The sequence below is a fragment of the Alcanivorax sp. genome, from assembly GCF_017794965.1.
In the GTDB taxonomy this organism is placed as follows: Bacteria; Pseudomonadota; Gammaproteobacteria; order Pseudomonadales; family Alcanivoracaceae; genus Alcanivorax.
This window is the reverse complement of record NZ_CP051240.1, coordinates 733,291-759,453: the sequence shown is the minus strand read 5'-3', so window position 1 is coordinate 759,453 and position 26,163 is coordinate 733,291. Positions and strand designations below refer to the sequence as shown.

At 58.4% G+C, this 26,163-nt stretch carries 24 protein-coding genes; 10 read left to right on the top strand and 14 right to left on the bottom strand.

All coding sequences use genetic code 11. The features are described from left to right. Positions 1–6 precede the first annotated feature (6 nt). Both urtB and urtA read right to left on the bottom strand, forming a co-directional pair. The gene (urtB, locus tag HF945_RS03355) at positions 7–933 is read right to left on the bottom strand and encodes an urea ABC transporter permease subunit UrtB (protein WP_290524343.1); all 927 of its coding nucleotides are present in this window, start codon (positions 931–933) and stop codon (positions 7–9) included. 119 nt (positions 934–1,052) lie between these two features. Further along, positions 1,053–2,309: an urea ABC transporter substrate-binding protein gene (gene urtA / locus HF945_RS03350; protein WP_290524342.1), complete on the bottom strand. Its 1,257-nt coding sequence runs from the start codon at positions 2,307–2,309 to the stop codon at positions 1,053–1,055. A gap of 303 nt (positions 2,310–2,612) precedes the next feature. Here urtA and HF945_RS03345 point away from each other — a divergent pair, with 303 nt between their 5' ends. Together HF945_RS03345 and HF945_RS03340 are read left to right on the top strand one after the other, a co-directional pair. After that, complete coding sequence (locus tag HF945_RS03345; RefSeq protein WP_290524341.1) at positions 2,613–5,963, top strand: ATP-binding protein; 3,351 nt, start codon at positions 2,613–2,615, stop codon at positions 5,961–5,963. Continuing rightward, complete coding sequence (locus HF945_RS03340) at positions 5,960–6,850, top strand: DNA-binding response regulator (protein ID WP_290524340.1); 891 nt, start codon at positions 5,960–5,962, stop codon at positions 6,848–6,850. The genes HF945_RS03345 and HF945_RS03340 overlap by 4 nt, the downstream gene beginning before the upstream one ends. A 219-nt stretch (positions 6,851–7,069) precedes the next feature. On the opposite strand, the gene HF945_RS03335 is transcribed toward HF945_RS03340, so the two are convergent. Continuing rightward, positions 7,070–7,594 (bottom strand): hypothetical protein, encoded by a 525-nt coding sequence (locus HF945_RS03335; protein WP_290524339.1) that lies wholly within the window; start codon positions 7,592–7,594, stop codon positions 7,070–7,072. Between the two features lie 292 nt (positions 7,595–7,886). Between HF945_RS03335 and HF945_RS03330 the strand changes: the two genes are divergently transcribed. Further along, positions 7,887–9,149, top strand: coding sequence for a 6-phosphofructokinase (locus tag HF945_RS03330; RefSeq protein WP_290524338.1), 1,263 nt, complete (start codon positions 7,887–7,889; stop codon positions 9,147–9,149). Between the two features lie 279 nt (positions 9,150–9,428). Here the strand turns inward: HF945_RS03330 and murI are convergent, their stop codons facing one another. From murI to upp, 3 genes are all read right to left on the bottom strand, one after another. Then, complete coding sequence (murI, locus tag HF945_RS03325) at positions 9,429–10,220, bottom strand: glutamate racemase (RefSeq protein ID WP_290524337.1); 792 nt, start codon at positions 10,218–10,220, stop codon at positions 9,429–9,431. 113 nt (positions 10,221–10,333) lie between these two features. Beyond that, positions 10,334–11,647, bottom strand: a complete 1,314-nt coding sequence (locus tag HF945_RS03320) for a uracil-xanthine permease family protein (protein WP_290524336.1) — start codon at positions 11,645–11,647, stop codon at positions 10,334–10,336. Positions 11,648–11,659: 12 nt separating this feature from the next. Continuing rightward, the gene (gene upp / locus HF945_RS03315) at positions 11,660–12,286 is read right to left on the bottom strand and encodes a uracil phosphoribosyltransferase (RefSeq protein WP_290524335.1); all 627 of its coding nucleotides are present in this window, start codon (positions 12,284–12,286) and stop codon (positions 11,660–11,662) included. A 142-nt stretch (positions 12,287–12,428) separates the two neighbouring features. On the opposite strand from upp, the gene HF945_RS03310 reads away from it, so the two are divergent. From HF945_RS03310 to ppa, 3 genes are all read left to right on the top strand, one after another. After that, complete coding sequence (locus HF945_RS03310; protein WP_290524334.1) at positions 12,429–12,614, top strand: hypothetical protein; 186 nt, start codon at positions 12,429–12,431, stop codon at positions 12,612–12,614. Continuing rightward, positions 12,611–12,976: a rhodanese-like domain-containing protein gene (locus tag HF945_RS03305; RefSeq protein WP_290524333.1), complete on the top strand. Its 366-nt coding sequence runs from the start codon at positions 12,611–12,613 to the stop codon at positions 12,974–12,976. The genes HF945_RS03310 and HF945_RS03305 overlap by 4 nt, the downstream gene beginning before the upstream one ends. Before the next feature lie 335 nt (positions 12,977–13,311). Then, entirely contained in the window at positions 13,312–13,842 is a 531-nt protein-coding gene (gene ppa, locus HF945_RS03300; protein WP_290524332.1) for an inorganic diphosphatase, read from the top strand. A gap of 572 nt (positions 13,843–14,414) precedes the next feature. Here the strand turns inward: ppa and HF945_RS03295 are convergent. Then, positions 14,415–15,443: an AraC family transcriptional regulator gene (locus HF945_RS03295; RefSeq protein ID WP_290524331.1), complete on the bottom strand. Its 1,029-nt coding sequence runs from the start codon at positions 15,441–15,443 to the stop codon at positions 14,415–14,417. Between the two features lie 365 nt (positions 15,444–15,808). Between HF945_RS03295 and HF945_RS03290 the strand changes: the two genes are divergently transcribed. Next, positions 15,809–16,672 carry a metal-dependent hydrolase gene (locus tag HF945_RS03290; protein ID WP_290524330.1) on the top strand — a complete coding sequence of 288 codons (864 nt, stop codon included), beginning with the start codon at positions 15,809–15,811 and terminating at the stop codon, positions 16,670–16,672. 186 nt (positions 16,673–16,858) lie between these two features. Here the strand turns inward: HF945_RS03290 and HF945_RS03285 are convergent, their stop codons facing one another. Genes HF945_RS03285 through HF945_RS03255 form a run of 7 tightly spaced genes read right to left on the bottom strand, consistent with a single transcriptional unit; the run spans position 16,859 to position 22,773 of the window. Next, complete coding sequence (locus tag HF945_RS03285) at positions 16,859–17,866, bottom strand: DUF2333 family protein (protein WP_290524329.1); 1,008 nt, start codon at positions 17,864–17,866, stop codon at positions 16,859–16,861. Between the two features lie 28 nt (positions 17,867–17,894). Beyond that, complete coding sequence (locus HF945_RS03280) at positions 17,895–19,235, bottom strand: ATP-binding protein (protein WP_290524328.1); 1,341 nt, start codon at positions 19,233–19,235, stop codon at positions 17,895–17,897. Next, the gene (locus tag HF945_RS03275; protein WP_366492512.1) at positions 19,232–19,900 is read right to left on the bottom strand and encodes a response regulator transcription factor; all 669 of its coding nucleotides are present in this window, start codon (positions 19,898–19,900) and stop codon (positions 19,232–19,234) included. The genes HF945_RS03280 and HF945_RS03275 overlap by 4 nt, the downstream gene beginning before the upstream one ends. Continuing rightward, positions 19,878–20,798 carry an FAD:protein FMN transferase gene (locus HF945_RS03270; protein WP_290524327.1) on the bottom strand — a complete coding sequence of 307 codons (921 nt, stop codon included), beginning with the start codon at positions 20,796–20,798 and terminating at the stop codon, positions 19,878–19,880. Before HF945_RS03270 ends, HF945_RS03275 begins: the two co-directional genes overlap by 23 nt. Positions 20,799–20,823: 25 nt before the next feature. After that, complete coding sequence (locus HF945_RS03265) at positions 20,824–22,092, bottom strand: DUF3570 domain-containing protein (RefSeq protein ID WP_290524326.1); 1,269 nt, start codon at positions 22,090–22,092, stop codon at positions 20,824–20,826. Between the two features lie 10 nt (positions 22,093–22,102). Beyond that, positions 22,103–22,330 carry a DUF4266 domain-containing protein gene (locus tag HF945_RS03260; RefSeq protein ID WP_290524325.1) on the bottom strand — a complete coding sequence of 76 codons (228 nt, stop codon included), beginning with the start codon at positions 22,328–22,330 and terminating at the stop codon, positions 22,103–22,105. Then, positions 22,327–22,773: a TlpA disulfide reductase family protein gene (locus HF945_RS03255; protein WP_290524324.1), complete on the bottom strand. Its 447-nt coding sequence runs from the start codon at positions 22,771–22,773 to the stop codon at positions 22,327–22,329. The genes HF945_RS03260 and HF945_RS03255 overlap by 4 nt, the downstream gene beginning before the upstream one ends. A gap of 192 nt (positions 22,774–22,965) precedes the next feature. Here HF945_RS03255 and dsbD point away from each other — a divergent pair, with 192 nt between their 5' ends. The 3 genes from dsbD to accB all read left to right on the top strand — a co-directional run bounded on the left by dsbD (position 22,966) and on the right by accB (position 26,151). Further along, on the top strand, positions 22,966–24,825 hold the full coding sequence (gene dsbD, locus HF945_RS03250) for a protein-disulfide reductase DsbD (protein WP_290524323.1): 1,860 nt from the start codon (positions 22,966–22,968) through the stop codon (positions 24,823–24,825). A 403-nt stretch (positions 24,826–25,228) separates the two neighbouring features. Continuing rightward, the gene (gene aroQ, locus HF945_RS03245; RefSeq protein ID WP_290524322.1) at positions 25,229–25,672 is read left to right on the top strand and encodes a type II 3-dehydroquinate dehydratase; all 444 of its coding nucleotides are present in this window, start codon (positions 25,229–25,231) and stop codon (positions 25,670–25,672) included. 17 nt (positions 25,673–25,689) lie between these two features. Beyond that, positions 25,690–26,151 carry an acetyl-CoA carboxylase biotin carboxyl carrier protein gene (gene accB, locus HF945_RS03240; RefSeq protein ID WP_290524321.1) on the top strand — a complete coding sequence of 154 codons (462 nt, stop codon included), beginning with the start codon at positions 25,690–25,692 and terminating at the stop codon, positions 26,149–26,151. Positions 26,152–26,163: the final 12 nt, after the last annotated feature.

Genomic DNA, 26,163 nt, shown 5'->3' with positions numbered 1-26,163 from the left:
AGCCTCCTAGCGACGCACTTTCAGGGCAAACAAACCTTGCGGGCGCAGCATCAGAATGCCGACCACAAACAGCAGGGTAAGTACCTTGGCCATGGAACCACTCAGGAAGAACTCCATGGTGGACTGGGCCTGGGAGATAGTGAAGGCAGAGGCAATGGTGCCAAGCAGACTCTGTGCGCCACCGAAGACCACCACCAGGAAGGTATCCACGATATAAAGCTGACCGGACGTCGGGCCGGTGGAACCGATCATGGTGAAGGCGCTACCAGCAATACCGGCGATACCACAACCCAGTGCGAAGGTGACCCGGTCAACCCGGCCACTGTCGATGCCCACCGCTTCTGCCATGGGGCGATTCTGCACCACAGCACGGACCTGGCGGCCCCAACCGGAACGAAACATCAGCAGATAAACGGCAAAGGCAATCAGCAGTGAAAGCACCATCACGAACAGACCGTTGATGGGAATTTCCACCAGGTCGGTCACCGCAATGGAGCCCATCATCCAGTCAGGCAGGCTGACCCCCACTTCACGGGCACCGAACACGCTACGGTAGGTCTGTTGCAGAATCAGGCTCAGGCCCCAGGTGGCCAGCAAGGTATCCAGCGGTCGATGATAGAGATGTCGTATCATCAGCCATTCCACCAATGCCCCCAGCGCAAAGGTGACAACAAAGGCCAATAACATGGCCACAAAGAAATAACCCCCGTATAAACCGGGCATGACACTTTCAAATACCTGGGCAGTCAGATACGTGGTGTAGGCACCCAGAATCATGAACTCACCATGGGCCATGTTGATCACGCCCATTTGCCCAAAAATAATCGCCAGCCCCAGCGCCATCAGTACGAAGATGGAAAACAGCGACAGGCCGGCAAACCCCTGCATGGCGAAGATGGACATCAGCTCCGTCATGGAATAGTCAGCGAACATGGCAGGTACTCCCAAACAGTGATTGGCTTACTGCGATCAGGAAAGTCGGCAAGACAGGAAAAAATTCGTTGAAGGAAAAGCCGACGCCCGATGTTCTGGGCGTCGGTTAACGCAAGTGCTTACTGGTAGCCTTCCGGGAACGGGTCCGGTTCCATCAGCTCTTCAGTTTCATAAACCACTTTGTACTGACCATCGGTCTGAGCCTGGCCGATACGTGCCTTGGACCACAGGTGATGGTTCTCGTGGATGCGTACATAGCCTTCAGGCGCAGTGGTCAGCTCGATGCCCGGAGACGCGGCCTGAACCTTTTCGATATCGAAAGAACCGGCTTTCTCGACAGCCGCTTTCCACAGCCAGGGGCCGAGGTAGGCAGCCTGGGTCACGTCACCGATCACGATGTCCTCACCCCAGCGTTCCTTGAACGCTTTCACGAACGCCTGGTTGTTGTCGTTGGTCAGACTCTGGAAGTACTTCATGGAAGCGTAGGCGCCCTCCACGTTCTCACCGCCAATACCCAGGATTTCATCCTCGGTCACGGAGATGGTCAGCAGCAGCGGCTTCTCTTTGGTCAGGTCAATACCGGCAGCCTTCATTTGCTTGTAGAAGGCCACGTTGGAACCGCCCACTACGGAAGCGAAGATCACATCAGGCTTCTTCAGCTTGATCTTGTTGATCACCGAGTTGAACTGGGTATGGCCCAGCGGGTAGTACTCTTCGCCCACCACTTTCAGGCCCAGCTTGTCGATGTGCTTGCGGGCAATCTTGTTGGAGGTACGTGGCCAGATGTAGTCAGAGCCGAGCAGGTAGAAGGTCTTGGCGCCCTTCTCTTTTTTCAGCCAGTCGATGCTGGCCAGAATCTGCTGGGTGGCTTCCTGACCGGTATAGATCACGTTGGGAGACTGTTCCAGGCCTTCATAGAAGGTCGGGTAATAGAGCATGCCGTTGTACTGCTCGAACACCGGCAGTACCGCTTTACGGGAAGCGGACGTCCAGCAGCCAAATACCGCGGCCACCTTGTCGTTCACCAACAGCTTGCGGGATTTCTCAGCGAAGGTGGGCCAGTCACTGGCGCCATCTTCCTGGATGTATTCGATCTGGCGACCCAGCACACCGCCGGAGGCGTTGATCTGTTCAATGGCCAGCTTCTCGGCCTGTACCGAGCCGGTCTCACTGATGGCCATGGTGCCGGTGATGGAGTGCAGGATACCTACCTTCACGGTGTCATCGGTCACTGCCAGTCCAGTGGTGTTCACATCACTGGCCAGCGCGGTATTGGACAGGGCGAACAGCGCAGGTAGCGCCATCAAGCCCCCCAGCAGGTGCCGGCGCGTCCAGGACGACCGACGGGTGGACGTTTGGGTTTTGCTCAATTTCATGGTTTACCCCTCATCAGCGAAATTCACGGGAAGCACGTCGTGTCCCTCGCCAACGAGTATGGAAATCTGCCCCCCCGGCGCCCATTCGGTGATTGCGCCATCGCACTACGTCATTTGACGCATACCCCGTACCCCGGAATCGGCCTAACGTAATGCGCGTATACACGCAGGCACGATCTATGCATAGCCCATTCAGGACGAATCCTGTTCACGATTTACCCCCTTCCACCGGGCATGGCGGCCCGGGGGGCACCCTCCACGGCATCTGCGAAACGGACCTCCGCTGCCGACAACGGTACAGACATGGCCATTGAGCAGCGCATCTTCCGGGTACGCCGGAGTTACAACCAATGGGTCGCCAACCAGACCCTGGAAGATTTCGCCCTGCGTTTTACCGGCAAGGGTGCGCGACGCTGGTCCGCGGGCCGGGTGGCGGGCACGGCCATCGGGGCTGTCACCTTCCTGGCACTGGAAGCCATCGGTGGCGCCATTACCCTCAACTATGGGTTCACCAATGCGGTGGCTGCCTGTGTCGCTGTCATGGCAGTCATCTTCCTGCTCGGCCTGCCGGTGAGTTACTACGCCGCGCGCTACGGCGTGGACATCGATCTGCTTACCCGTGGTGCCGGTTTTGGCTACCTGGGCTCTACCCTCACCTCCCTGATCTATGCCTCGTTCACCTTCATCTTCTTTGCCCTGGAAGCGGCCATCATGGCCATGGCGCTGGAGATCCTGTTCGATATTCCCCCCACCATTGGTTATCTGGTCAGTTCGCTGGTGGCCATTCCACTGGTGATTCACGGCATCACCACCCTCACCCGCTTCCAGCTTTGGACCCAGCCAGCCTGGGTGTTTCTGCAACTGCTGCCGTTCGTTTTTATTCTGCTCCAGGACCCCTCCACCCTGCCTCGCTGGGCAGCCTTTGACGGTCTCAATAACGCCTCCGGCGGCTTCAACCTGGTCATGTTTGGTGCCGGGGCCACGGTGCTGTTCTCGCTGGTGGCCCAGATCGGTGAGCAGGTGGATTTCCTGCGCTTCATGCCGGAAGCCAGCAAGGGCAAGCGCATCCGTTGGTGGCTGGCACTGTTGAGTGGTGGCCCTGGCTGGACCATCGTCGGAGTGCTCAAACTGCTGGCCGGTTCATTTCTTGCCGTGCTCGCGTTCTACCACGGCCTGCCCTTCGAGCAAGCCCAGGAACCCATGCACATGTATCTGGTGGCGTTCAGTCACGTGACCACCAATCCCACCCTGCTACTGGCGCTGGCCGGGATCTTCGTGATCCTGTCCCAACTGAAGATCAACGTGACCAATGCCTACGCCGGCTCCATTGCCTGGTCCAACTTCTTCTCCCGGTTGACCCACAGTCACCCCGGCCGGGTGGTATGGCTGGTGTTCAATGTGGTGATTGCCCTGGTGCTGATGGAAATCGGGATCTACCGGGCGTTCGAATCCATCCTTGGCAGCTACGCCATGGTCGCCGTTGGCTGGATGGGGGCACTGGTAGCAGACCTGGTGATCAACAAGCCACTGGGGCTAAGCCCCAAACACATCGAGTTCAAGCGCGCCTATCTCTACGACCTGAATCCGGTGGGCTTCGGCTCCATGCTGATTGCTACCGGCATCGGCCTGGTGGCCATGACCGGACTGTGGGGGGAAACGGTCCATGCACTTGCGTCTTTCATTGCCCTGGCCAGCACCTTCATCACCACTCCCCTGCTGGCCGTGCTTACCCGCAGCCGTTATTACATTGCCCGCACCCCGGACTCCAGCCGGGAACTGGAAGGCCACGCCTGTTGTATCTGTGAGCACACCTTCGACCGGGAAGACATGGCCTTCTGTCCCGCCTATAACGGCCCGATCTGCTCGCTGTGCTGTTCGCTGGATGCACGCTGCAATGACAGCTGCAAGGAGCATGCACGCGTCTCCGAACAGATGATGGTGTGGGTGGGCGGACTGCTTCCCGCCCCGCTCATCAATCAACTGCGCTCACGACTGGGTCACTTCCTGGGTCTGCTGATCACCATCACCCTGATCATGAGCGGCTTCCTGGCCCTGGTGTATTACCAGATCCCGGTCAGTGATCCACTGGTACAAAGCCTGATGGCTGACACCCTGACAAAGGTATTCGCCATCCTGATCATTATCAGTGGAGTGATAGCCTGGCTGTTCGTACTGGCCCATGAAAGCCGGGTAGTGGCCCAGGAAGAAAGTCGCCGGCAGACCCGTATGCTGATGGAAGAAATCAAGGCCCACGACAAGACCGACCGGGAGCTACAGAAAGCCAAGGAACAGGCGGAAGCCGCCAACCAGGCCAAGAGCCGCTATCTCACGGGGCTCAGCCACGAGCTGCGATCGCCGCTGAATGCCGCCTTCGGTTACGCCCAGTTGCTGGAACAGGACCCGACCATCCCTGACAACCGCCGTGATGCCATCGGCGCCATTCGCCGCAGCACCGAACACCTCTCTGACCTGATCGAGGGACTGCTGGAAATTTCCAAGATTGAAGCGGGCCGGCTGGAGCTATACCGCAATCAGGTCTGTGTACCGGAACTGATTGATGAGCTGGTCACCATGTTCCAGCTACAGGCAGCAGAGAAAGGCATCGGATTTGAATTTCGCAGCAAGAGCCCGATTCCCAACTGGGTAACTACCGATGAAAAACGGTTGCGGCAGATTCTCATCAACCTGCTCTCCAACGCCATCAAGTTTACCCGTGAAGGGCAGGTCACCCTCACCTTCCGCTACCGCAACCAGGTGGCAGAATTCAGCATCACCGATACTGGGGTCGGCATTGATGAGGAAGACCTGCAACGGATTTTCCGGCCCTTTGAACGGGTGAGAAAACCCGGTATGCCCAGTGTCCACGGCACCGGACTCGGCCTTACCATCACCAAGCTGCTGGCCGATATCATGGGGGGAGACATCCAGGTGAGCAGCATCCCCGGCCAGGGCAGTGAGTTCCGCCTGTCAGTGATGCTCTCGCGGCTCAACGGTCCGGACCCGGTGGCCCCGGAACGAAGCCCGGTGATTGGTTATACCGGCGAGCGTAAAAGCATTCTTGTGGTGGACGACGACCCCTCCCATCGCGGCTTGATCAGCGATCTGCTCAGCCCACTGGGTTTCATCGTCACCGAAGCCCCGGATGGGGAAACCGGCATGCAACTGGCCAGGCATTTTGCCCCGGACCTGATCCTCATGGATATTTCCATGCCCGGTATGAATGGCTGGGAAACCGCCCAGCATATTCGTCGCCAGGGCTATCGAGGCCCCCTGGTGATGCTGTCCGGCAACGCCCGGGAAAACCAGCCCGACATCCCCGATGGGTTGCACAACGATTATCTCACCAAACCCTTCAAGCTGAATGCGCTGGTGGACTGCCTCGCCCGCCAGCTCGGGCTCAACTGGCTGCATCAGAGCAGCGCGCCACAACAGCGTATACCTGTCGTGGCTGAACCGGACATCGCCCTGAGCCCGGCACTGCGCGATGAACTACTGGCACTGGCCGAAATCGGTCATCTCAGCGCACTGCGTGAACGCCTGGACACCGCAAGAGACCAGGGCACACTGCCGGATTCTCTGGCCCGGGATCTGGATTCCCGACTGACCCTGTTTGATTTTCAGGCGGTAATACGCCTGCTGGAGAACGCCTCATGAATGCCGTACAACGCAAGGACCTTATCCTGGTAGTGGATGATTCACCGGACTCTCTGGGCATGATTCATCAGGCGCTGGACCAGGCCGGCATCACTGCACTGGTGGCACTGGAAGGCGAGCAGGCCCTGGGCATCGCCGAAAAGATGACTCCGGACCTGATCCTCATGGATGCCATCATGCCTAACCTGGACGGTTTCGAAACCTGCCGTCGCCTGAAACAGAACCCGGTACTCTCCTCCGTGCCGGTGATCTTCATGACCGGCCTCACCGAAAGCACCGATGTAGTGCGCGGACTGGAAGCCGGCGGCGTGGACTATGTCACCAAACCAGTCAGACCCACCGAATTGATTGCCCGCATCCGCGTGCACCTGAATAACGCACGCATGACCCAAAGCGCGCACACCGCCCTCGACAGGTTGGGGCAGAGCAGTTTTTCCACGGATAGCGAGGGGCAGTGGCGCTGGGGCACGCCCCAGGTAGACCAGTTACTGGACAAGACCGCCGTACAACGGACGCAGTTGGTGGATCAGGTAAGCCAGTGGTTGCGCCATCGCCCGGAACCCGGCCAGCAGCTCAATCAACTGCCCGGTAATCTGCAGCTTCGCTACCTTGGCCAGTCAGAAGCCGGCGAACACCTGTTCAGGCTTCTGCATATCGACAGTGATGCGGAACTGGAGCTTCTCAAGAATTCCCTGCACGTAACCCAGCGCGAGGCCCAGGTGCTGGTCTGGATTGCTCACGGCAAGACCAACCGTGAAATTGCCCAGATTCTGGAACTGAGCCCGCGTACGGTGAACAAGCATCTGGAACAGATCTTCCGCAAGCTGGGAGTTGAAAACCGCACCGCCGCGGCGGCGATGGTGATCCAGTATCTGACGCGGTATTGAAAAGCAGTTGAAAGTTTAAAGTTCAAAGTTGAAACGCGAGCCGGGGCGGTCTGTTCTGCCTGGCCTTTCCCGCGGTTACTGGTAATGGCGCGGGTACAGACTTTCAGAACCCAGGAAGCTGTCTCGCGCTTTTAAACTTTCAACTTTGAACTTTCAACTCACCCCACCTCAGCCCATAGCCACAAAAGGCAACCTCAGCAGGAACTCGTCACCAGGCCGCTACCCCGCCGGGACGATCACTTCGGGTAACACCGTGGCAATGGTGCCGTAGCTGACCACCAGCAACATCATGGAAATCGCCAACCCGAGGAAGGGCCCCACATTGAGGGCGCGGTGGAAGATAAAGGCCTGGGCCGCCAGCTGCCAGCTGACCAGCAGCAAGTAGAAGACTTCCAGCCCACCGGTGGCGCCGCCGAGCAGCATCCCCACCAGCAGCAACGGCACATTGACGATGGACAACACCACATCCACTCCCACCAGTGCCGTGGCGGTCTGCAGCCAGCGGCCAGTGAGGCCCTTGAAGGACAGCAGCACCAAGGTGCCCACCAGCAGGATAGTCAGTGCCAACCACTGACTGCCCAGCAACAGGGCCGCAGGCACATTGCTCTGCGCCAGGCCAACCGTCAGCTGCAAGCCGGTCCAGATCATCAACACCACCGCCAGAATGGACGGCGAATAAGGGGTGTCTTCCGGCCCGGCCCGAAAAATCGCCAGCCGCCAGAACAAGGTCATCAATGCTTTCATGGGGGGCTATTCTTCCAGAGCGGGAGGGAAAGGCAAGCGCACGGGGAGCAGTTTAAAGTTGAAAGTTCAAAGTTTAAAAGCGCGGGGAGGGATTGAGGGTTCTGATCGTCCATACCCGCGCCATTACCGGTAATCGCGGGCAAGGCCTGGCAGAACAGACCGCTCCAGCTCGCGTTTCAACTTTCAACTTTCAACTTTCAACTTTCAACTCCGCCTTCGTCCGACAACATCGGGTGTGTTTCCGCCCCGCCTTCGCTAGAATGCCCACAAATCGAATCAAGGGGTCTGTCACATGGCGCGTAAAAATGCTTTCTACGCTCAGTCCGGCGGTGTTACCGCTGTCATCAATGCTTCCGCAGCCGGTGTTATTGAAGCCGCCCGCGAAAACAAGGATGTGATCGGCAAGGTCTACGCCGGTCGTAACGGCATTATCGGTGCTCTCACCGAAGAACTGATCGACACCAGCAAGGAAAGCAAAAGCGCCATCGAAGCGCTCAAGTACACCCCGGGCGGCGCCTTTGGTTCCTGCCGTTACAAGCTCAAGGACCTGAAAACCTCCCAACGCGAATACGAGCGCCTGATCGAGGTGTTCAAGGCCCACAACATCGGCTACTTCTTCTACAACGGTGGTGGCGATTCCGCTGACACCTGTCTGAAGGTGTCCCAGCTGTCAGAAAAGATGGGCTATCCGATCCAGGCCATTCATGTGCCCAAGACTGTGGACAACGACCTGCCTTTCACCGATGTGTCCCCGGGCTTCGGTTCTGTGGCCAAGTACACCGCGGTGAGCTGTCGTGAAGCCGCACTGGACGTAGCCAGCATGTGCGCCACCTCCACCAAGGTGTTCGTGATGGAAGTCATGGGCCGTCACGCCGGCTGGATTGCTGCCGCCGCGGGTCTGGCCAAGGAAGAGAATGATGATGCTCCGCATCTGATCCTGTTCCCGGAGATCGCTTTCGACAAAGCCGCTTTCATGAAGAAGGTGGATGCTACCGTGAAGAAAGTCGGTTACTGCGTGATCGTGGTCTCCGAGGGTGCCCGCTATGAAGACGGCACCTTCCTTGCCGATGCGGGCAGCACAGACGCCTTTGGTCACAAACAACTGGGCGGCGTGGCGCCGGTGATCGCCCAAATGGTGAGAGACGAGCTGGGCTACAAATATCACTGGGCGGTAAGCGATTACCTGCAGCGTGCTGCTCGCCATATCGGTTCTGCCACCGACATGGAGCAGGCCTATGCGGTTGGCCGCGCTGCCGTGGAATTCGCCGTAGCCGGCAAAAACGCCGTGATGCCCACCATCGAGCGCAAGAAGACCAAGAAATACAGCTGGACCATCGGCGAAGCGCCGCTGAAGAAAGTGGCCAATGTGGAAAAGGCCATGCCGCGAAAATTCATCAGCAAGGATGGGTTCGGCATTACCCCTTCTGCCCGCGAGTATCTGGCCCCGCTGATCGGTGGTGAATCCTACCCGCCCTACAAGAACGGCCTGCCCCAGTTCGCCAAACTCAAGCTGGCGCCGGTGGCGAAGAAACTGAACGACCACTTCGAGGTTTAGCCTTAAAGCGGACAAAAAAAACGCCCTGCACTGCAGGGCGTTTTTTTGCCGCTCCGCGGCCGCCTGACGCTTCACGCAACAGGCAACACGCCAAACCACTTAAAACCTAAACGTAGGGCGGAAATCGGCGCCAGCCGATCTCCGCCGTGACACCGCAACCCGATAAGACCACACCATCCTGCCGGAGATGGGCTTACGCCCATTTCCGACCTACGCAGACTGGCTGGACACCAGAGGCCAAACACCTCCCACAGCGGCTTCGTCGCCAGAGGGTTTGATTTACGGGAAGGGGTAAATCATTCCACCCTCACCCCACAGGGTATCGAGCTGTGTCCTGAAGCGAGTCTGGTTGCCGGTGGAAACAAAGCCCGATTGCCCTTCCCTGTTACCTGCCGCCAGCAACCCGTGCTGCTCCAGCCGCCGCGCCACTTCCCGGGCCACCGCCTGCTGGGTGCTGATGATGGTCACATCCGGTCCCGCCACGGCGGCAATCTGCTCGGCCAGAAAATGATAGTGGGTGCAGCCCAGCACAATGGTATCCGCCCCCTCGGCCAACAACGGAGAGACATATTCCTCCAGCAGATCACGGGTCATGGCGCTATCGAAATCCAGCGCTTCGATCTGGTGAACCAGACGGGGGCAAGGTTGAACCAGCAGTTTCACATTGCTGCTGAAGCGCGCGGCCAGGCTTTCAAAGGAATGGGTTTGCAGGGTGCGCGGTGTGGCCAGCACGCCCACTACCCCGCTTCGGGTTGCCAGTACCGCGGGTTTTACCCCCGGCTCGACACCGATGATGGGCACCGAATAACTGTCGCGCAGCTGCGCGATGGCAGCGGTGGTGGCGGTATTACAGGCCACCACGACCACCTTGGCGCCGCGCTCCAGCAGCATCCCGGTAATGGCATGCATGCGCTCACGGATGAAGTCATCCATCTTGTCACCGTAGGGCGCATGGACGGAGTCCGCCACATAGAGAAGGTTTTCTCCTGGCAAATGCTCACGTACTGCCCTGGCCACGGAAAGGCCGCCGATGCCGGAGTCAAAAATACCGATGGGATTTGAGAGGGTCATTCAGCGTTCAATCAGGCCAGCTACATACAAGCTGGCCATTGTACTGCAACGCCAGATCCGGGCGCATAACCCATTTCGCTTTTGGCGCAATCAACAATCCAGGCGCGCGCCCATCAGTCACGATCGCGTTGCGACGGCTCACGCGCATGCTCCAGCAAGTCGTCCACAAAAGCGGCTTCTTCATGAAGATCATCGGCCTGCTCCGGGGCCGCGGGGAGCACCTGGTTGAGGATCACCGCCACCAGACCACACAGACTGATGCCCTGCAGGGTGAAATCACCATTGCCCAGCACCATACCGCCAATCCCGAAAATCAGCGTCACCGCCACAATCACCAGATTGCGCTGGGCATGCAGGTCTACCTGCGCCTTGATCAAGGTGTTCATGCCCACGCTGGCGATGGAGCCGAACATGAGAATCAGAATGCCGCCCATCACAGGGGTCGGGATACTCTGTAAAAGCTGGCCAAACTTGCCGATGAATGCCAGACCGATAGCGAAGATCGCCGTCCAGGTCATCACCACCGGATTGAACACACGGGTCAGCATCACCGCCCCGGTGACCTCCGAATAAGTGGTATTGGGCGGGCCGCCGAACAGGGCTGCCACCATGCTCGCCACCCCGTCGCCGGTAAGGGTACGGTGCAGACCGGGCTTGCGAATGTAATCCTTGCCGGTGACGTTGCTAATGGCCAGCACATCCCCCACATGTTCAATGGCAGGCGCCAACGCCACCGGCACCATGAACAGAATGGCCGGCCAGTAAAAAGTCGGCGCAATAAAGGCAGGCACTTCCAGCCAGCTGGACTGGTTCACCGAGGTGAAATCCACCATACCCATGGCCAGTGCCGTCAGATAGCCCACCAGTACACCGCAGAGAATGGGCAACAGGCGCAACAGGCCATGCCCCAGCGTGGCGACCAGCAAGGTGGTCAACATCGCCACCATGGAGACAAACAGGGCTTCGCCATACGGGAACAGGCGCACCTCACCATTGCCGCCCAGGCCCATGGCGAAGTTCACCGCAGTGGGCGCCAGACTCAAACCAATCACCATGATGATCGGCCCGGTGACCACCGGCGGCATCAATCTGTGCAGGAAGCCGGGGCCGCGCCACTTCACCAGCCCGCCCAGAATCACATAGACAATGGCGGTGCAGAACAGCGCCCCCATGGTGGCGGGCACGCCCCACTGTTCCACCCCATGGGAAATGGGCGCCACAAATACAAATGAAGAGGCAAGAAACACGGGGATGGAACGACGGGTGATCCACTGAAACAGCAGCGTCCCCAGCCCCGCGGTGAACAGGGCCACACTGGGGTCCAGCCCGGTGAGTAAAGGCATCAACACCATGGCCCCGAAGGCCACAAACAACATTTGCGCCCCAATCAGGACGATTTTCCAGTTCCAGAATCCGGGCTGGCTCATGCAGCGCTCCCTTTAGCGGGTACCAAAAATCTTGTCACCGGCATCACCCAGACCCGGCATGATGTAACCCTCGTCATTCAGCCCCTGATCCACCGACGCGGTATAGATGTCCACGTCAGGATGGGCAGCCTTCACCTTCTCGATCCCCTCCGGAGCGGCCACCAGCACCAGTGCACGGATCTGTGTGCAGCCAGCCTTCTTGAGCATGTCGATACAGGCCACCAGAGAGCCACCGGTAGCCAGCATGGGATCAATCACCAGTGCCACACGCTCATCAATGTCATGGGCCAGCTTTTCAAAGTAGGCAACGGGCTCCAGTGTCTCCTCATCCCGGTAGACCCCCACCACACTCACCTTGGCACTGGGAATCAACTCCAGCACACCGTCCAGCATACCCAGCCCGGCGCGCAGGATCGGCACCACCGTCACCTTCTTGCCCTTGATCCGCTGTGCCGGGGCCGGGCCCATCCAGGTGTCCACCTGATAATCCTCCAGCTCCAGATCGCCTGTGGCCTCATAGGTAAGCAGGCTGCCGATTTCCGCCGTCAACTGACGGAAGCTGCGGGTACTCAGGCTTTGCTGGCGCAACAGGCCCAGCTTGTGTTTCACAAGAGGGTGGCGGACTTCATGAACCGACATGACGGGTCTCCTTACAGACAGACAGCACGGGCAACGGCCCTGATTGTGTCCGTTAGCATACTAAAGTCACTCGCCGGACGCTTCGTCTGTTCTGCACAACAGGAGGGTGCTAACGTCGAGGCAGAGATAACAAGGAGAAACCGTGAGCAAACCCCTTGCCGAAATGACTCGAAAAGAGTTTGTATATGAGTGTGCCAGCCGAGCACTGGCCGCCAGCTTCTCCAACCCTGCGGCGAAGCCGTCCATTGCCAGCATGGTGAGGGATGCCGACAAGTTGTGGGATGAACTTGAGGAATGGGAAAACACAAGAAGGGAGTCACAACCATGAAAGCACTTATCACCGCGGTGGCGTTGCTGCTTGCCAGCCTGAGTACCCCGCTTTGGGCAGCAGACAGTATCTCCGTGACGCAGCTGAAGCAGGAAATGGCTGAGGGCAAGAGCCCAATCATTATTGATGTCCGGGATGAGGATGAGTACCTGGCCGGGCATATCCCGGGCGCCATCATGGTTCCGGCCAAGAACATGGAACATCATCTGGACATGCTTGAGCAGTACAAGAAGGATCAAATCGTCCTGTACTGCGTGTCCGGCCGCCGCGCCAGTGCCGCTGCCACCGCACTGGAAAACGCCGGCTTCAAGAACGTGAAGCTGCTGGAAGGCAACTACCCGGGCTGGAAAGCAGCCCAATAGAACGCGCGTTGTGAGTTGGATGTCTGAAACCTTGTTTCGGACGTCTGACGTCGGAGGTCTGAAGCCAAAGGCAACAGACCCGTCCCGGGCCAGGATTGCCTTTATTACCCAGGGGGAGCGGAAGCACCAGCTCCTCTTGGTTGTGCCTCTGACGTCCGACTTCCGACGTCTGACCTCCCTCAATAAGCCTATTTTCCTACTCCAGAGCCATTTCCCGCCCCCAGAATAAGCTTATTTCCATTCATTAAGCCGCTACGACCTTCGCCCATTAGCCGCGAGGCCCTGCCGTTGCTATAATCCGCGCCCACCACCAACCCTGTTGAGAAGGACAGACCATGGATTTTGATAAGGTTCCCGCCGGGAAAGACGTCCCTAACGATATCTACGTGGCCATCGAGATCCCGGCCAACGCTGATCCGATCAAGTACGAAATCGACAAGGACAGCCACGCCGTATTCGTGGACCGCTTCATGGCGACCCCCATGTTCTATCCGGCCAACTACGGCTACATCCCCAACACCCTGTCCGAAGACGGCGACCCGCTGGACGTACTGGTTGTGACCCCCTACCCGGTGGTACCCGGTTCCGTGATCCGTTGTCGCCCGGTGGGCATCCTGAACATGACCGACGAAGCCGGTAAGGATGCCAAGCTGGTAGCAGTACCGCACACCAAGCTGACCAAGTCCTACGACAACGTGCAGGACGTGAACGACCTGCCCGAGCTGCTGCTGGCCCAGATCAAGCACTTCTTCGAGAACTACAAGGATCTCGAAGCGGGCAAATGGGTGAAGGTCGATGGCTGGGACGGCGTTGAAGCCGCCAAGGCCGAGATCCTGAAGTCTGTTGAAGCCTTCGAGAACAAGTAAGCGAAAGGCAGATACAAGCTACAAGCTGCAACGCGGGTCCAGGTCATACCGAATTCGGGCATCTTGCCCCGCGCTGCCAGCCAATAAAAAACCGCACCCATGGGTGCGGTTTTTTATTGGGCCGCTCTGCGGCTGCAACACGCATCAGGCATCACGCAACATGCCAACGACAAAAACGCGAGGGCCAGCTATCCACACCACCTCCCCCCTCTCTGGAGGCGGGGCTAGCCTTGTAGGAGTTCCCTTCCAGGGGACGAACCGAGCGCAGCGAGGCGACCGAAGGGAGACCATTCTTTCTGCAATTCGAAGTACGTTTCTGGAATCCTTACCTCGCTTAGGCTCGGATCGCGGTCGAACGACCGCTCCTACAACGGCTTATCAGGTTCCCAAGCCGCCGAACTCTACGATCTGAACATCATTTCCGTTCTTCTAAAAACCCGGGAACTATTTTGGGTTTTCCGTTCCAATCGAGCATAGCTCATAGCTCATAGCTCATAGCTCATAGCTCATAGCTCATAGCTCATAGCTCATAGCTCATAGCTCATAGCTGATAGCTGATAGCTGATAGCTGATCAACGCTGGTCCCGATACCCCTTCGGCGTCAGGCCGCTCCACCGTTTGAAGGCCTTGGAGAAATTGGCCACATCGCTGTAGCCCAGGGAATAAGCCACTTCGCTGATGCTGTTTTCCGGGTTGGCCAGCAATCGTTGGGCCTGCCGATAGCGCTCCTCATCCTGCAGCTGCCGATAACTCAAGCCCGCTTGCTGCAGATGCCGCTTCAGGGTACGGGCAGATACAGCCAACTTGTCCGCCATGGCCTCCAGGGAGGGCAACGGGGCCGGACGGTCCTGCAAGGCGGCGCGGATGCGCTCGGCCATGACTCCCTCCTCCTCGGTACGCCACTGGCGAAATTGCATCTCGCATTGCTCGCGGGCAATGGCCGCCACCTGCGGATCGGCCAGTCGAGGCCTGGCGGCAAGTGCAGACACCGGGAATACCAGGGCATCCTCGGCCTGATCAAACTTCACAGCCACACCCACATCCCGTTTCAGGACCGCCTGATACGGCGGCGCCGCCCCCTGTCGATGGATCTCCACCCCTTCCGGCAGCGTTTCCAACAGCTGTTCAACCATGAAAGCCAGCCCTACCAGCATGGCTTCAATGACGAAATCATGGGCAACGCCCAGCTGTGCAGTGCTGCGCAGTTTCAAGTAGGCCATCTCGCCGTGGCGAACCTGATCGATCTGTAGAAACGGGGCACGCAGCCCCAGAAAGCGGCACGCCGCTTCCAACGCATCCTGGGCACTGGCGCTGGATAGCGCCAGCAACCCCACGGGCCCGTGCAGGGTGATGCTCATGGCCCGCGCATAGCGGAAACCCAGCCCGCGCTCGCCCACCATGGCCACCCCCCGCTCTGCGACTGTCTGGGCCAAAGACATGGACACCCGCCGATCCGGCGCCAGCAGTTCGTCACGGCTCACCCCCAGCCCCGCCAACAGGGCCGGGGCGTCCAGCTCAAGGGCCACCAGCAGATCGTAAAGCAGCACCACATAGATCCCCGGCACACCGGCATTTCCCCAGGGACGGCCCGAACTCACCATTTGTTGGCCCTCCGCGACAAGACCTTTAACTGCATGACATCGCATAGTAGCTCAGGAGCCTCTAAATGACTCCTTGCGTGCTCAGTCTTTCAGGCTGGCTCGCAATCTAGGCGCATTTTTGAAGGCATGCTGGTTGCCTGTCGAGAAAGTGCAACAACGAGTGCGGGCCAGCCTGGAAGACCCGGAGGGCGAGACCTGAAGCGCACATCTGCTGCGTCTTGCCTCTCGGAAAGGACACCACCCTGACCAGCGAGACAAGACACAACAGCTGAACGCTTCAGGTCACGCTGAGTACACAAGGAGTCATTTAGAGGCTCCTTGCATTGAGCAATGTCATCAACGGCATATTGCCCGGAGTTTAAAAAATGAAGCTTTCTCTGGTGAAGAAGAACAAACATCCCTCAGTACCGATTACCCCCCGCCGCATGGGCTTTTCCTTCGAGGGAATCCAGCACGACGACTACTGGTTCGACAACGACCCGGTACTTACGCATTTGCTGAACATCCTGTCGCTCACCTTTCCGGACGGCGAACGCTTTTTCGTGGATTCCGTGCGCGCCCTGCGCGATCAGGTGGACGACAAGGAACGACAAAAGGATATTTCCGGCTTTATCGGCCAGGAAGCCATGCACTCCCTGGAGCACCAGGCCTTCAATGACCTGATTGCCGAGGGCAAGTATGATGACATCGTCGAACATGCGCTGGCGGTGACCAACAAGCTGCTGGCCGGCGCGCGCAAGTACATGAGCAAGCGTCAGCAACTGGCAGCCACTGCGGGCCTGGAACATTTCACCGCCATCCTCGCCGACGCCATCCTGCGCCGCCCGGATAGGGTCAAAAAGATGGATCCGGCCGTCCGTGATCTGTGGGTATGGCACGCCATCGAGGAAACCGAACACAAGGCCGTGGCCTACGATCTCTACAAGGACGTAAACGGTAATTATCTGGAACGCCAGCGACTCTTTCTGTCCAGCACCGCCTACCTGATTGGTTTCTCCAGCTACTTCACCTGGCAGATGCTCAAGCGCGACAACGTGCACAAGAAGCCCCTGACCCTGGCCAAAGGCCTGTGGAAAGGCTTCGGCTACAGAGGCGTAATCAGCAGCATCATCCCCGCCTGGTTCACCTACCTGAAACCCGGCTTCCACCCCTGGGACGACGACAATAGTGCGCTGATCGAGGAATGGCGTTCGAGTTTGCCGAAGCCGAAGGGGAAGAACGCGGCGTGAGTTTAGTGAACAGTGAATAGTGAATAGTGAATAGTGAATAGTGAACAGCGTCGCGGCCCAGGTCTTTCAAGGTCTTAAACGCAAGAGGCCGCGCCCAAAGGTTGGGCGCGGCCTCTTCGTTTTGGAAAACAGCAGGCGCTGCACGCGCAACTGTTCACTATTCACTGTTAACTGTTAACTGAAGTCTTATCCTTCAACCAACAGCTTGCGCAGATCGATAAGCGCCGCGTTGGCTCTCGAAACATAGTTGGCCATCACCAGGGAATGGTTGGCGAGCATGCCGAAGCCGTCGCCGTTGAGGATCATCGGGCTCCATACGGTTTCCTGGGTGGCTTCCAGTTCCCTGACCATCTGGCGGAAACTGACGGTGGCGTTTTTCTTGCGCAGCACTTCGGCGAAGTCCACTTCGGCGGCGCGCATCAACTGCGCCAGCGCCCAGGTAGCACCGCGGGCTTCATAGAAAGCATCATCGATCTTCAGCCAGGGGGTTTTGACAAATTCTTCATCTTCGCTGGCCTTGGCAACGGCAAGAGCACCATCCCTGTCCACATTCAGCTGGCTACGCCCGACACTCTGGCTGAGTTTGAGGCTCAGGGAGCCCAGCCGGTTCTGCACTTCGTTGAGCCAGTAGTTAAGGTTATCGGCACGGGCGTAGAACTGGCCGTCGTTCTCGTTGGCATCGGTAAGACGATCCAGATAACGCTCCAGAGCCTGAATGCCACGGCGGTACTCACTCTCGGTGGCGGGCATGGCCCAGCTTTTGGCATCAAAGTTGAATTGTGGCTCGGCAATGGCCAGGTCGCGGTCTTCCTGACTCTGGGACTGGGAACGACTCATGTCCCGTCGCAACACCCGGGAAAAATCACGGACCTGCACCAGCACGCCATATTCCCAGCTAGGCATGTTATCCATCCACAAGCGGTGCGGGAGCACGTCATTACTCAGGTAGCCGCCCGGCTTGCTCAGCAGGGTATCCGCCACATGGATCAGCTCACGTGTGGTGGTCTCTCCTGTCACGGCATCCGGCCGCACAGTCACGTCCCTCAGGTCCGGCTCCTGACTCCAGTACCAGCTGAACAACACATCCACCACCAACAGCAACACCAGCAGCCAGAGAAACCCTTTCCAGATACGGTTGTTGCGCGGGTCCAGCATGGCGTCACCGACCCGTTCGCTGAATTTATCGTTTGTCATGATCACTCCCAAGATCGACGAGCTGCCACTATAACCCAGGCTTATGGTTTACGGCAGGGAGTACCACGATAGCAGCTGCGGGCGACTGCGCACACCGTTTGCGATAGCTCAAGCTACCGCCATACAGGGACAGCAGCCCATTGACGATAGAGAGCCCCAAACCGGCCCCCTCCGAATCGGAATGACCACGACTGAATCTCTCCCCGAAACGGTGCCACTGTCCTTCACTGAGCCCTTCGCCACTGTCAGTCACTTCGATAATGATTCGATCGCCCTGCTGCTCTGCACTCAGCCGCACCAGCCCGGGGGCAGCATAGCGGCAGGCATTATCCACCAGGTTCCGGAGCACCAACTGCAGCGCCTCTTCCGGAATCTTCGCCCACAGAGACGTTTCCAGAGACAATTCCAGCTGTTGCTGAAAGCGATCGCCCAAAGGTACCAGGGATGCCAGGGTGTCTCTTGCCACACGCAAGATGTCAGCGCTGGCACCGTGCTCTGGACTGCCATGGGCAGGATCCAGTCGAGCCAACACCAGAAGCTGTTCCAGCATTCTTTCAGCTCGACCCACCGCTTCCTGCAGTTTTTGCAAGGATGCTTCACGCTGTTCGGAGTCGGACAGGGAACGGGCGTTGTCGGCATGTAGCTGCAAGACCATCAACAAAGTTCTAAGCTCATGGGCCGCATCGGCAGTAAAGCGTTTTTCCCGCTCGATACCTGCCTTTAGGCGCAGCAGAAGCGCATTGATGGCCTCCTTGACCGGCTCCAGTTCACGCACCCTTCTGCTGTCAGAGAGAGGACTGAGATTATCCGGTGAACGACGACTGACCGATCGAGCCAGATCAGAGATCGGAGACAACCCAAGACGAATGGCAAGCCAAACAAGCAGGATCACGAAGGGGACACTGATGATGTAGGGCATCAACAAGGATGCCGCCACATTTTTCACCATGGAGTGGCGGGCATAATCACTCTCAGCCAGGATCAACCAACGCTCGTTGGTCAGAGGCAATGAGTACGCATGCCAACCTTTGGTTTCTGTATAGAGAGGCTTCTTTTGCAGGGGCACCAATGGCGTTTCAGGATACCCTTCACTGGCCGACACCAGTTTTCCACCCTGCCATAACTGGTATATAAAATAGCGGAGATAACGAGATTCCTGGCGATCCAGGGCCGACAGTGACGCATCAGGAGGATGACCGTCCTGCCAGAACCCCGCCAGCAGGTGGGCACTCTGTACCAGCTCCGCATCGTACTGCTCATCCAGTTCGTGATAAATGGTGCGATAGGTCAGGAATGCGAGCAACACGCCTCCACCCAGGATCACCATCAACAGGGAAGCTATCAGAAACCGGCGAATGGATAATCTCATTCGCTGCCCTCACCAAGACTATAACCCACTCCCCTTACGGTACGAATCAGGCTACTGCCCAGCTTTTTACGCAAATGATGGATGTGGACTTCCAGCGCATTGCTTTCTACATCCTCGTTCCAGCCATACAACCCCTGCTCCAGCTGGTCGCGGGTAAGTACGCGCCCGCGGTGGCGCACCAGTTGCAACAGCACACTCATCTCACGGCGGGACAGATTGACGGCCTCACCATTGCGGGTGACGGAAAAACGTTCCGGATCGACGTCCAGATCCCCCACATGCAGGATTTCATTGCCAGGCGCCTCGCGACGACGCAAGCGAGCACGAATACGGGCAACCAGCTCAATGGCAGAAAACGGCTTGACCAGATAATCGTCAGCGCCGTCATCCAAACCGTTGATGCGATCATCAATCGCATCACGCGCGCTGATAATGATAACGGGAATTTTTTTATCATGCTGACGCAAGGTGCGTAATGCAGCCATGCCATCCATTCCCGGCAGACCCAGGTCCAACAGCACCAGCTCAAAAGCACCCGCCTCCAGGGCGGGGACCAAGAGATCTCCACGGTCGATGTGATCCACCGTATACCCTTCAGCACGCAGCGCTCGCTGCAGGCCATCTGCCAGCAACTTGTCATCTTCAACCAGTAACAGGCGCATCATTCCCCCATTGAATCCAGTACTGCACACCGGCCTCCTCGAGCAGGGTTTCCGCATCCTGCCCCTGCAACAGGGCCAGAGTGGAAAGCAGGCCCGCCTGGGTACACAGCTGACCAAAGACCGTAACAGCACGTGGCGCATCGGCCACCGGCCAGCCTCTGCGGGGATCCAGCACGTGACTGTAGCGAATCCCATCACGCAACAGATAGCGTCGGCTGTCGCCACTGGTCGCCAGAGCGCCCGTGGTGAACGTGAGCTGCCCCTCCATGGGACGAGCCGTACCCTCCATGCCGACCTTCCAGGGCGCACCGGCAGAGCGTGCCACCAGATCGCCGCCAAAATTCACCAGCAGGTCTGCATCGGTGAGGCTGCCGGCCAGCTGAAAGGCACTGTCCACCGCATACTCCTTGCCGATCCCGCCCAGATCCAGCTCCATTCCTCGGTGCAGACGAATGGCGTCATCGCGGCGCTCTACCTTCTCCCAGCCCACCAAAGGCAACAACAGCTCCACCTGTTCCGATTCGGGAATCCGGTCGGAACCATCGAATCGCCAGACTCGGCGTAATACGCCAGAAGTGATATCGAAGGCGCCCTCACTCAGCTGCCAGCACTGATCGGCAAAATCCAGCAAGCGGACAGTCTCGTCATCGAGTCTCACCCACTGCTCGTCACCGGCATTGATCGCCGCCATCAGATTGTCGTCACGATAGCGCGAATACTTGTGCTCGATCCGCCAGGCCTCAGCCGCGACCGTCTCTGCCAGCTGCCGGGCTTCTCGTTCACTGCCTCCGCGAATCAGGCACTCACAGGGGCTGGCCATGGCAGCAAAACGGCCCCGCCAGAGGGGGCCATCCTGTTCCAGGACGACATGCTTGCCCTGTTTCTTTTTGCCCTGTTTCATGCGGGCTCCATCACAGTCACACCGGTCACCAATAGAAGGTATACCCGACCTGAGTGATCAACGCATCCAGTTCCGAGGCATCGCTGTCGCCACTCTGGGTAAAGCTTTCCACCCGCAGGCTGAGCTGCTGGTTGTTGGCCCACTCCTTACCCACCTTGAAACCGTAGGTGGTATCGGTGAGGCTGCCCAACCGGTAATCCGCCGATACGTCAGAGTTGCTGTTCTGCAGGGTAGTGAGCTCGTCAGCGGTAATGGATTCCTGGTAGAAATCCGCCTCGCTCTGGTCATACCAGCGAACATGCGGTTGCAGGTACCAGCCATTGTCGAACTGGAAACGGTACTTCACATCCAGGGTATGGGAGGTAATGCCCCAGTCGTCAGACATGAAACGGTAACCCACCGCCAGCACGTCACGACTGAAGTGATAACGGTTTTCCCAGTACAGCGTATTCTTGGTGCGCGAATCCGGACGCAGCTCGAATATCTGCGCGTCACCGGCACCGATATCGGTGCCGCCGAAGCTTTCCGCCTCCAGCGGATCACCATTGGCATCCACCACCGTGACCACCTTGTAGGGATCGGTGTGATAGCCGTCGGACATGGACAGGTTGTAATTCAGCTGCATGATCCAGCGGCGATTGATGACCTGGGTCAGGCCGATCAGGACATCATTGATGGACTTGTCTTCACTGCCGTCGGTCTTGTCATCATCACTCTGGAAAGTCAGCCCTACCGGAGAACCGCCCACCGGATCAATGGTATCGGCCTCATGAGCCAGGCCGAAGGTCAGGGTCGTGTTCTTGCTATTCAAATCCCACAGCAACCCGGCATTGAGCCCCACAGAGGTGAAGTCATATTCGTTGGAGAAGTTCAGCCCACCGGTCCAGCGCAAGGTGCGGGTGAAGGGACGGGTGTACTGCAGATTGGCGGCGACCCGGGTGTCCTTGAAGGCATCATCCAGCGGCACCTCATTGGTCACCTGATAGGTGCTGGCCCCGGAAGGGGATGTAAAGGTCTGCGGCTTGTCAGACGTTATCGCACCATTATGCGAAGCACCGGTGAGGCTATCCAGAGTCAGTTTGAGCTCAAGCTCACTTTCATCCTGAAACTGCTTTTTTCCACGCACCACCGGCTCCACGGCTGTCACACGGTCCTGCTCACTGTAGTAAAGCACTGCAGAATCAAATTGCCATGCATCTGCCGTATCCTGCGCCATAGCGGGTTGCCCCAGCAGGGAACAGGTAGCTGCTGCGAGGCCCGCACCAATCTTCTTTCCATCCAGCATTCTTTTCATGGTTCGTTCCTCAGTTACAGCCGCAGCCACCGCCGCCAAATCCACGCCCACCACTGGACGCTTCCTTACTGAAATAAATGTGGTCATCCAGCGCATCATCGAGACCGTCAGCCGCCCCCGGTGTCATGACCGGTTTGGCCAATAGATCGCGTTCCCACGGCTGCACCCCCAGGCTCTGGCACCCGGCAAGAGCGCCAAGGACCGCCATCACGGCCACCAGGCCCAATACATTTTTCATTGCTCTGCCTCCAATAGCTGAACGATTTCCTGTTCGTATTCACCTTTGTGTTTTCCGGAAAACCCGATGTGCCGGGACAGCTCTTTACCATCCGCATTGAGCAGAACCGAACTGGGCATACCCTGCAGGGCGTAGCGGGTGGCAAGCTCCCCGTCAGGGTCATAGACCAGCGGGAAGGTGGCAGGGTATTTATGCAGAAACCGTTGGGCATCATCCCGCTCGGGATCCACGTTCACCCCGATCACGGTGAAGCCCTTGTCGCCATATTTGGCCTGCATATGATTGAGCCAGGGAAAGGAACGACGGCAAGGGCCACACCAGCTGGCCCAGAAATCGACGTAAATCACTTTTGCGTCTGCCACCAGCTCTTGGGAAAATGGCAGGGATTCAGCGTGAGCCAGCCAGGGAATGGCCAGCAGGACAAGCACCCGAAGGAAGCGCATGAGGTTCTCCTTATGTTGAGACCACAGCTTCCTATGGGCGCCTTAAAGCAACCTTAAGGCGCTTGATGATTGTTCCCCTTGACGTTTTTCAGGTCTCATAAGGGACCGTTAAGATTCCGCCCTGAAACTTATTTGCCATACCGGCATCAAAGGGATGCCACTGTTTCGGCTTCGGGGATTGAGGAGAAAGTAATGCAACTAACCTGGCAACGACTGGGGACCGCTCTGGTACTGCTGCTGGCATGGTCCACATCTGTGGCACAGGGCCTGTTTGGTGAGGAGCGCCTGCCCACCGTCGATGAGGCCATCCAGCTGGTCACCGATGCCGACTGGGACAACCAGCAACTGCTGCTTGACTTTGAGCTGATTGATGATGTGTATCTGTACCAGCATCGCTTCGGCTTCACCCTGAAAGACACCAACGGCAATGTGCTGGACAGCTTTGAAGGCCTTACCTTGCCGGAGGGCAAAGCCAAGACCGACGAGATTTTTGGCGATGTCATCGTCTATTTTCACCGCGTGGGCCTGACCTTGCCCCTGCAGAGTGTCCCACTGGTGGATACCGTGCTGGAGGTTCGCTACCAGGGCTGTATCGAGGACACCCTGTGTTACCCCCCCACCCGCAAGACCTTTGAGTTCAGCAGCCCCACGCCCACAAAAAAGTCGCCGGCCGCCACGGCGGCCCCCTCCGACAATGACAGCGGCAGCTTTCTCAATACCCTGCAATCCGATGATGCCAACGCCTTCAACGAATGGATGGAGAGCCAGTCCATTGGCCTGATCGTGGGCCTGTTTTTCGTTGGCGGACTATTGCTCGCCTTCACACCCTGTGTTTTCCCCATGGTGCCTATCCTGTCCGGCATCATTGCCGGCGAGGACAACCCCAGCGCCAGCCGTGGCTTTGTGTTGAGCAGCGCCTATGTCCTGGGTGTCGCCGTACCCTACACCCTGGCCGGGTTATTGGTGGCGCTGTTTGGTGCCGGCCTCAACCTGCAATTCCTGCTGCAGCAACCCGCGGCCATTATTACCTCCGCGGTCATCTTTGTGCTGCTGGCCCTGTCCATGTTCGGACTCTATGAACTGCAGCTGCCCCACTTCCTGCGCGACAAACTGCATCAACCCGGCGCCGAAAAACGTGGCAGCCTGTTTGGCGCCGCCCTCATGGGGGCCATTTCCGCGCTGGTGGTGTCTCCCTGTGTAACCCCGATTCTCGCCGGCGCCCTGATTTATGTGGCCGCCAGCGGCGATGCCGTGACCGGGGCCGCCTCTCTGTTCGCCCTGTCCATCGGCATGGGCATTCCTCTCATTATTGCCGGCACCGGCGGCGCCAGCCTGCTGCCCAGAGCCGGGCACTGGATGGATGAGATCAAGCGTTTCTTCGGTGTAGTGATGCTGGGCGTGGCCATCTGGCTGCTGGACCGCATCATCAGCGGCACCATCACCCTGGGCCTGTACGGCCTGTTGCTGGCCATCTATGGGGTTCAACTGGGCGCACTGGACGCCGCCGGGGAAGGCCTTGCCCGTCTCAAGCGAGGCGTGGCACTGGTGTTGGCCCTTTACGGTTCGGTAATGATAGTGGGTGCCCTGAGCGGCGGCAGCGATCCTTTGCAGCCACTCCAGCCACTGACGCAGCAACCGGTAGCGACGCAGCAGACCACCCAGCCGGCGGAACAGGATCACGGCCCATGGCAAACAGTGGTCGGCAAGGCGTCACTGGAACAGGCCCTGGCCGCTTCCCGCCAGGCTGGCAAACCGGTGCTGGTGGATTTCTTTGCCGAGTGGTGCGTAGCCTGCAAGGTGCTGGAAGAAACCACCCTCAGCAATGAGGCGGTACTTGCCGAAATGCAGGGCTTTGACCTCTACCGGGTGGATATCACCGAGATCAACGCGGACAGTCAGGCCATTATGGAGCAGTACAACATCCTCGGCCTGCCGGCCCTGGTGTTCTTCACCCCCGCCAGCACCGAGATCCCTAAGTCCCGGGTACTGGGCGAGATGGGGCCGGAACGCTTTATCGAGCACCTCAACGCCAGGGTCATGCCGCACCTCTAAAAAGCAGAAGCGGGTAACGGGTGTCGAGTTGCGAAAGGCAAAACCCAGGAACGGCGCAGGATGGTCGGGTTATGCCTTTCGATCCCTGATCACCCTGCGGGCGATTCCATGCTTCGCATGGTTCATCCCCTGGAAGGGAACGCCTACAGTAGCTCCGTAGACGCGCGAGCAGTGTCACCCCATCCCGCGCCTTGTCGCTTGCAGCGCCTCCCCCTAAACAAAAAACGTGAAATAGTACCGATTTACCAGTATCTCCCGGCAACTTGTAACGAATGTTGTAAACCCCTTTTATCTACCCCTGTTTCACCCTAGTATTGCATGAGTGCAAGAAAGCCTCGGCTTATCCGTGCTTTTCCTGCACGTTCACGACAAATAACGACACATTCTCCCAGGGAGACCCGTTTTGGCTTCCATTCTGGTCTTACATGGCCCCAATCTGAACCTGCTTGGCACCCGCGAGCCGGACAAGTATGGGCGCACCACCCTGGCCGACATCAATCAGCAACTGCAGGACCAGGCCAGCCAGGCCGGCCATCACCTGCAGCATCTGCAAAGCAACGCGGAATACGAGCTGATTGAGCGGATTCACGATGCCCGCACCGAAGGCATCGACTTCATCATCATCAACCCGGCAGCCTTCACGCATACCAGTGTCGCCCTGCGTGATGCCCTGTTGGCCGTGGCCATTCCCTTCATTGAAGTGCACCTGTCCAACGTGCATACCCGGGAAACGTTCCGCCACCACTCTTATTTCTCCGATATCGCGCGCGGCGTGATCTGCGGGCTGGGTGCCATTGGCTACCAGCTGGCGCTGACCGCCGCCCTTGAACAACTGCCCCCCGAATAACTGGATGGTTTAGAGACATGGATATTCGCAAGATCAAGAAACTGATTGAGCTGCTGGAAGAGTCCGGCATTGAAGAGCTGGAAATCTGCGAAGGCGAAGAGTCTGTACGCATCAGCCGTGGCGGCAACAAGGTCGCCGCTGCTCCGACCCAGTATGTTGCCGCTCCGCAGGCCGCTCCTGCAGCACCGGCGCCAGCCCCGGCTCCCGCCGCAGAGGCAGCCGCTCCGGCAGCTGACACCCCTAGCGGTCACATGGTTCGCTCCCCCATGGTCGGCACTTTCTACCGTTCCCCGGCACCGGGCGCCCCCATGTTCGCTGAAGTGGGCAAGAAGGTTCAGGCCGGCGATGTCCTGTGCATCGTGGAAGCCATGAAGATGATGAACCAGATCGAAGCGGACAAGTCCGGCACCATCGATGCCATCCTGGTCGAAGACGGCGAACCGGTTGAGTTTGATCAGCCTCTCTTCTCCATCGTTTAAGGGAGGCATCTC

Bases quoted from the DNA above. Each gene is read 5' to 3' on its own strand.
- HF945_RS03305 (WP_290524333.1), top strand. From the start codon at position 12,611: ATGAAAGCACTTATCACCGCGGTGGCGTTGCTGCTTGCCAGCCTGAGT.
- HF945_RS03290 (WP_290524330.1), top strand. From the start codon at position 15,809: ATGAAGCTTTCTCTGGTGAAGAAGAACAAACATCCCTCAGTACCGATT.
- HF945_RS03340 (WP_290524340.1), top strand. From the start codon at position 5,960: ATGAATGCCGTACAACGCAAGGACCTTATCCTGGTAGTGGATGATTCA.
- HF945_RS03330 (WP_290524338.1), top strand. From the start codon at position 7,887: ATGGCGCGTAAAAATGCTTTCTACGCTCAGTCCGGCGGTGTTACCGCT.
- HF945_RS03320 (WP_290524336.1), bottom strand. From the start codon at position 11,647: ATGAGCCAGCCCGGATTCTGGAACTGGAAAATCGTCCTGATTGGGGCG.
- HF945_RS03265 (WP_290524326.1), bottom strand. From the start codon at position 22,092: ATGAAAAGAATGCTGGATGGAAAGAAGATTGGTGCGGGCCTCGCAGCA.
- ppa (WP_290524332.1), top strand. From the start codon at position 13,312: ATGGATTTTGATAAGGTTCCCGCCGGGAAAGACGTCCCTAACGATATC.
- murI (WP_290524337.1), bottom strand. From the start codon at position 10,220: ATGACCCTCTCAAATCCCATCGGTATTTTTGACTCCGGCATCGGCGGC.
- upp (WP_290524335.1), bottom strand. From the start codon at position 12,286: ATGTCGGTTCATGAAGTCCGCCACCCTCTTGTGAAACACAAGCTGGGC.
- urtB (WP_290524343.1), bottom strand. From the start codon at position 933: ATGTTCGCTGACTATTCCATGACGGAGCTGATGTCCATCTTCGCCATG.
- HF945_RS03345 (WP_290524341.1), top strand. From the start codon at position 2,613: ATGGCCATTGAGCAGCGCATCTTCCGGGTACGCCGGAGTTACAACCAA.
- HF945_RS03270 (WP_290524327.1), bottom strand. From the start codon at position 20,798: ATGAAACAGGGCAAAAAGAAACAGGGCAAGCATGTCGTCCTGGAACAG.
- dsbD (WP_290524323.1), top strand. From the start codon at position 22,966: ATGCAACTAACCTGGCAACGACTGGGGACCGCTCTGGTACTGCTGCTG.
- accB (WP_290524321.1), top strand. From the start codon at position 25,690: ATGGATATTCGCAAGATCAAGAAACTGATTGAGCTGCTGGAAGAGTCC.
- HF945_RS03275 (WP_366492512.1), bottom strand. From the start codon at position 19,900: ATGATGCGCCTGTTACTGGTTGAAGATGACAAGTTGCTGGCAGATGGC.
- HF945_RS03295 (WP_290524331.1), bottom strand. From the start codon at position 15,443: ATGGTGAGTTCGGGCCGTCCCTGGGGAAATGCCGGTGTGCCGGGGATC.
- HF945_RS03255 (WP_290524324.1), bottom strand. From the start codon at position 22,773: ATGCGCTTCCTTCGGGTGCTTGTCCTGCTGGCCATTCCCTGGCTGGCT.
- urtA (WP_290524342.1), bottom strand. From the start codon at position 2,309: ATGAAATTGAGCAAAACCCAAACGTCCACCCGTCGGTCGTCCTGGACG.
- HF945_RS03260 (WP_290524325.1), bottom strand. From the start codon at position 22,330: ATGAAAAATGTATTGGGCCTGGTGGCCGTGATGGCGGTCCTTGGCGCT.
- HF945_RS03280 (WP_290524328.1), bottom strand. From the start codon at position 19,235: ATGAGATTATCCATTCGCCGGTTTCTGATAGCTTCCCTGTTGATGGTG.
- HF945_RS03335 (WP_290524339.1), bottom strand. From the start codon at position 7,594: ATGAAAGCATTGATGACCTTGTTCTGGCGGCTGGCGATTTTTCGGGCC.
- HF945_RS03285 (WP_290524329.1), bottom strand. From the start codon at position 17,866: ATGACAAACGATAAATTCAGCGAACGGGTCGGTGACGCCATGCTGGAC.